At 70.9% G+C, this 4,049-nt stretch carries 5 protein-coding genes; 3 read left to right on the top strand and 2 right to left on the bottom strand.

Annotation, left to right across the window (positions count from 1 at the left end; all coding sequences use genetic code 11):
* Positions 1-169: 169 nt before the first annotated feature.
* On the bottom strand, positions 170-1,177 hold the full coding sequence (locus RMO85_RS07505) for a cyanophycinase (RefSeq protein ID WP_310528087.1): 1,008 nt from the start codon (positions 1,175-1,177) through the stop codon (positions 170-172).
* 103 nt (positions 1,178-1,280) lie between these two features.
* On the opposite strand from RMO85_RS07505, the gene RMO85_RS07500 reads away from it, so the two are divergent.
* Both RMO85_RS07500 and RMO85_RS07495 read left to right on the top strand, forming a co-directional pair.
* Positions 1,281-1,811, top strand: coding sequence for a histidine phosphatase family protein (locus tag RMO85_RS07500; protein ID WP_310528086.1), 531 nt, complete (start codon positions 1,281-1,283; stop codon positions 1,809-1,811).
* The gene (locus RMO85_RS07495; RefSeq protein WP_310528090.1) at positions 1,808-2,581 is read left to right on the top strand and encodes a putative protein N(5)-glutamine methyltransferase; all 774 of its coding nucleotides are present in this window, start codon (positions 1,808-1,810) and stop codon (positions 2,579-2,581) included. Before RMO85_RS07500 ends, RMO85_RS07495 begins: the two co-directional genes overlap by 4 nt.
* Here the strand turns inward: RMO85_RS07495 and serB are convergent.
* Positions 2,559-3,779 (bottom strand): phosphoserine phosphatase SerB, encoded by a 1,221-nt coding sequence (gene serB, locus RMO85_RS07490; protein WP_397203367.1) that lies wholly within the window; start codon positions 3,777-3,779, stop codon positions 2,559-2,561. The two genes, RMO85_RS07495 and serB, sit on opposite strands and share 23 nt — an antisense overlap.
* Positions 3,780-3,863: 84 nt before the next feature.
* Between serB and RMO85_RS07485 the strand changes: the two genes are divergently transcribed.
* Positions 3,864-4,031 (top strand): VOC family protein, encoded by a 168-nt coding sequence (locus RMO85_RS07485; protein ID WP_310528084.1) that lies wholly within the window; start codon positions 3,864-3,866, stop codon positions 4,029-4,031.
* Positions 4,032-4,049: the final 18 nt, after the last annotated feature.

The raw sequence follows: 4,049 nt of genomic DNA, 5'->3' as shown, positions 1-4,049 counted from the left end.
GGCAGCATCGAGCCGCGCTCGTCGCAGAAGCCGGGCAGCGTGTTGGTGGGGAACTCCTCGAGGGAGCCGAGCTCGACGACCAGGTGGATGGACTTCTCGTAGGACCACACGTTGGCGCCGCGATAGACCCGCGTCTCGATGGTCGTCAGGTCAGGGGTGGGTCGCTCGCTCATGCACGGTCTCCGTCACTTGCAGGGGGTGCTTCAAGGGTGGGGGACGCGGTCACCCGGCGCCGGTTGCGGGCCAGCCGGCGCCGCAGGTTGGTCGGGGAGACGTCGCCGGCGGCGATGTCCCGGGCGAGCTGGCCCAGGTCGCGCCCGGCCTCGGCGATCTCGGCCGCCTCGGCGTCGTCGACCTCCTGCGGCCGCGGGACCAGCGTGCGGGTGGTCAGGTCGTACGCGGCACCCGCGGGCAGCATGTGCAGCACCACGCCGCTCGCCAGCAGGGGAGCCGAGCGGTGAGCCTCGTGTGCGTTGGACACCATGCGGGCAGGGTCGAAGATCGTCACCGAGCCGCGGCCGATCACGCGCAGCACCTCGTGGTCGCCCACCTGCTCGACGATGGCTGCGGTGTCCTCGTCGACGCCGATCCCCAGCAGCTGTGGGCTCTGGGAGACGATCATCAGCAACCGGCCGTAGCGGTTGCGCTGGTCGAAGTGCTGGTCGATCACAGACGAGGAGACCAGGCCGAGGCCGGCGGCGACCTGCGTCATTCGCTGCTTCGGGGTCGCGCCACCGACGCCGAAGGCGACCATGTGCGACGACTGGATGCTCGCGCCGGCCGAGGTGCCGGCGACGACCGCACCGCGCTCGTGGGCGTCGATGATCGCATCACCGAAGGGCGTGCCACAGATGACGCCGGACAGCTTGAGCTGGTTGCCGCCGGTCATGAAGATGCCGGTCGACTTCTCCAGCACCTCGATGAGCTCCGGATCGTGGGCGTCCTCGCGAGACTCGGGGCGTGCCGTGTGAACCTCCGCCGCGCCGAGCTTGGTGAACAGGGCTTCGTAGACGTCCACGATCTCCGCGCCGAGCGACGACGCGGTCGGGATGACCGTGATGCGCGCCTCGCTGCCGCCGCTGGCGGCGACGAAGTCCTTGAGGATGGTGCGCTTGCGGAGCTTGTCCTCGGCACCGCCGATGATCATCAGAGGGCCGCGGGTGGGGGCTGAGGGCATGGGACGCAGGCTAGCGCGACGAGTCCTCGTCCCGGCGCCACCTGTCACCCCGGTGCTGTCATGAGAGCGTGACAGTCTTGGCGCGTGCTGGGAGAGTTGCCCGATGCCACCCCTGGATTCCTCGCCCGACGCACGTCTTATCGTCGTGATGCGCCATGCCAAGGCGGAGTCCTGGGGTGAGAGCGACCAGGAACGACGGCTCGCCGAGAAGGGCAGGGCTGACGCGGCTGCCGCCGGCCGCTGGCTGGCGGAGCGGGGCTTCACCCCCGATCACGCCCTCGTCTCGAGCGCGACCCGGACCCAGGAGACCTGGGGGGCCGTGGCCGAAGGAGCGGGCTGGAGCATCTCGCCCGTGTTCGAGGACGGCCTCTACTCCGCTGGACCGGACACCGCGCTCGACCTCATGCGCGAGACCCCGGCCGAGGCGCGCTCACTCCTCGTGATCGGCCACAACCCGACAGTCGCCTACCTCGCCCAGATGCTCGACGACGGCGAGGGCGATCCGGCGGCGATCGTGGACATGGCCGGTGGCTATCCCACCTGTGCCCTCACGGTGCTGACCTTCCACGGCAGCTGGGGCGACCTGGCCATGGCGTCGGCCTCGGTGACCGCCTTCCACGTGGGGCGCGACTGACCAGCGACGAGCTCGCGGCCCGGCTCCGGGCAGCGGGCTGCGTGTTCGCCGAGGAGGAGGCGGCGCTGCTCCTGGGCAGCGGTCACCGAGGCGCGGGCCTGGAGGCACTCGTCCGGCGACGCCTCGCGGGTGAGCCCCTCGAGACGGTCCTCGGCTGGGTCGCGTTCGCGGGCCGGCGACTGCAGGTCCGCCCGGGTGTCTTCGTCCCTCGGCGGCGTACCGAGCTGCTGGCGCGAATCGCCGCCGACCGTTGCGGGCCGGGGTCAGTGCTGCTGGAGCTGTGCTGTGGCGTCGGCCCGGTCGCGGCCACCGTCACGGCACGCGAGATCCACCTCGGCGACCTGGACCCGGTCGCCCTGGAGTGCGCCCGCGTCAACGTCCCGCACGGCCACGTGCACGCCTCCGACCTGTACGCCGACCTGCCGGGCGACCTCCGTGGGCGAGTCGACGTCGTGGCGGCCAACGCTCCCTATGTGCCGACCGACCACATCGAGCTGATGCCGCCCGAGGCCCGTGAGCACGAGACGGCGATGGCCCTCGACGGCGGTGCCGACGGGGTCGACCTGCATCGCCGGATCGCGGCCGAGGCGTCGGCGTGGCTCGCGCCCGGGGGTGTGCTCCTGATCGAGACGTCGCGGGCGCAGGCACCGCTCACCGAGGGCGCGATGCTCGCGGCCGGACTGGCGACCGAGGTGGTGACCGACGACGAGTCGGGCGGCTGCGTGGTCCTGGGCCTGGTCCGGGGGCTCAGACGGGGGGAGCCGGCGTGACGAAGCCGGCCTCGGCGTCGGCGGCCTCGATCTCCTCGCGGGTGATGCCGAGCAGATACATGATCGTGTCGAGGTAGGGCACGTTGACCGAGGCATCGGCGGCGTCGCGCACCACTGCCTTGGCGTTGTAGGCGATGCCGAGCCCGGCCGCGTTGAGCATGTCGAGGTCGTTGGCGCCGTCGCCGATGGCGATGGTCGCTGCTTCGGTGACGCCGATGTCGGCGGCGAACTCGCGCAGCGCGCGCGCCTTGCCGGCCCGGTCCACCACGTCCCCGATGACGCGGCCGGTCAGCAGCCCGTCGGCGATCTCCAGCTCGTTGGCGCGCGAGTAGTGGATGCCGAGGTCGGCCGCCAGCCGGTCGGTGATCTGGCTGAAGCCGCCCGAGACGATCGCGAACCGGTAGCCGAGCCGACGCAGGATGCGCACGAGCGTGCGGGCGCCTGGGGCCAGGGTGATCGCCTCGTAGACCTCGTCGAGTGCCTCGGCCGGCACGCCCTTGAGCAGCGCCACCCGCGAGCGCAGCGATTCCTCGAAGTCGAGCTCGCCGGACATCGCCCGCGCGGTGATCTCCGCGACCTCGGCCTCGCAGCCGGCGTGGGCGGCGATCATCTCGATCACCTCGCCCTGGATCAGGGTGGAGTCGACGTCCATCACGATCAGGCGCAGCGAGCGGCGCAGCAGGTTGGCGGGCTGGACGGCGATGTCCACGCCCTGCTTGGCCGCCTCGGCCGCCAGCAGGGGCCGCAGGATCTCGGGCTCCACGCCGGAGATGGCCAGGTCGATCGCGGTCACGGGATAGCGCGCCATGCGCTCGATCCGGTCGATGTTGGCGCCGCAGTCGGCGATCCGGCCGGCGATGGCGGCCATCGCCGATGCCTTGAGCGGGGCACCGATCATCGTGACGTGCGACCGGCCGACACGCCGGGGCTTGTTGTCGCCCTGGCCGCGTTCGACGTCGGCCTGCATGCCGAGCCCCTCGGCGGTCTGCTCGACGGCGAGGCGCAGCTTCTTCCAGTCACGCGGGGCGGTGACGAGCACGCCGAGGACGAGCCGGCGACGCAGCACGATCTGCTCGATGTCGAGGACCTCGACACCCGCTGCCGCGAAGGTCGAGAACATCGCCGACGTGACACCGGGGCGATCCTTGCCCGTGATGGTGATCAGGAGGGTCTTGGGGATTTCGTCCATGTCGCTCATCTCGCCCAAGCCTATGGGCCCGCGAGCCGCGTCGCTGCACTCGTCCAGACCTCGATGTCGGCGGTCGGTCGTAACGTGGCAGGCATGGACCAGACACATCACGTCATCGACTACATCGAGCTCAACGTCGTCGACCTCGCAGCGTCGCGAGCGTTCTACGAGCAGGCCTTCGGCTGGGAGTTCAACGACTACGGGCCCGACTACGCCGGCATGAAGCAGGACTGCGCGATGCTGCGGGAGATGCGCTTCTAGCTCGAGTTCGGATTTCGG

It is taken from the genome of Nocardioides sp., from assembly GCF_031422975.1.
In the GTDB taxonomy this organism is placed as follows: Bacteria; Actinomycetota; Actinomycetes; order Propionibacteriales; family Nocardioidaceae; genus Nocardioides.
Note: the sequence above shows the minus strand (reverse complement) of the source record. Positions and strands in the feature narration are given on the sequence as shown.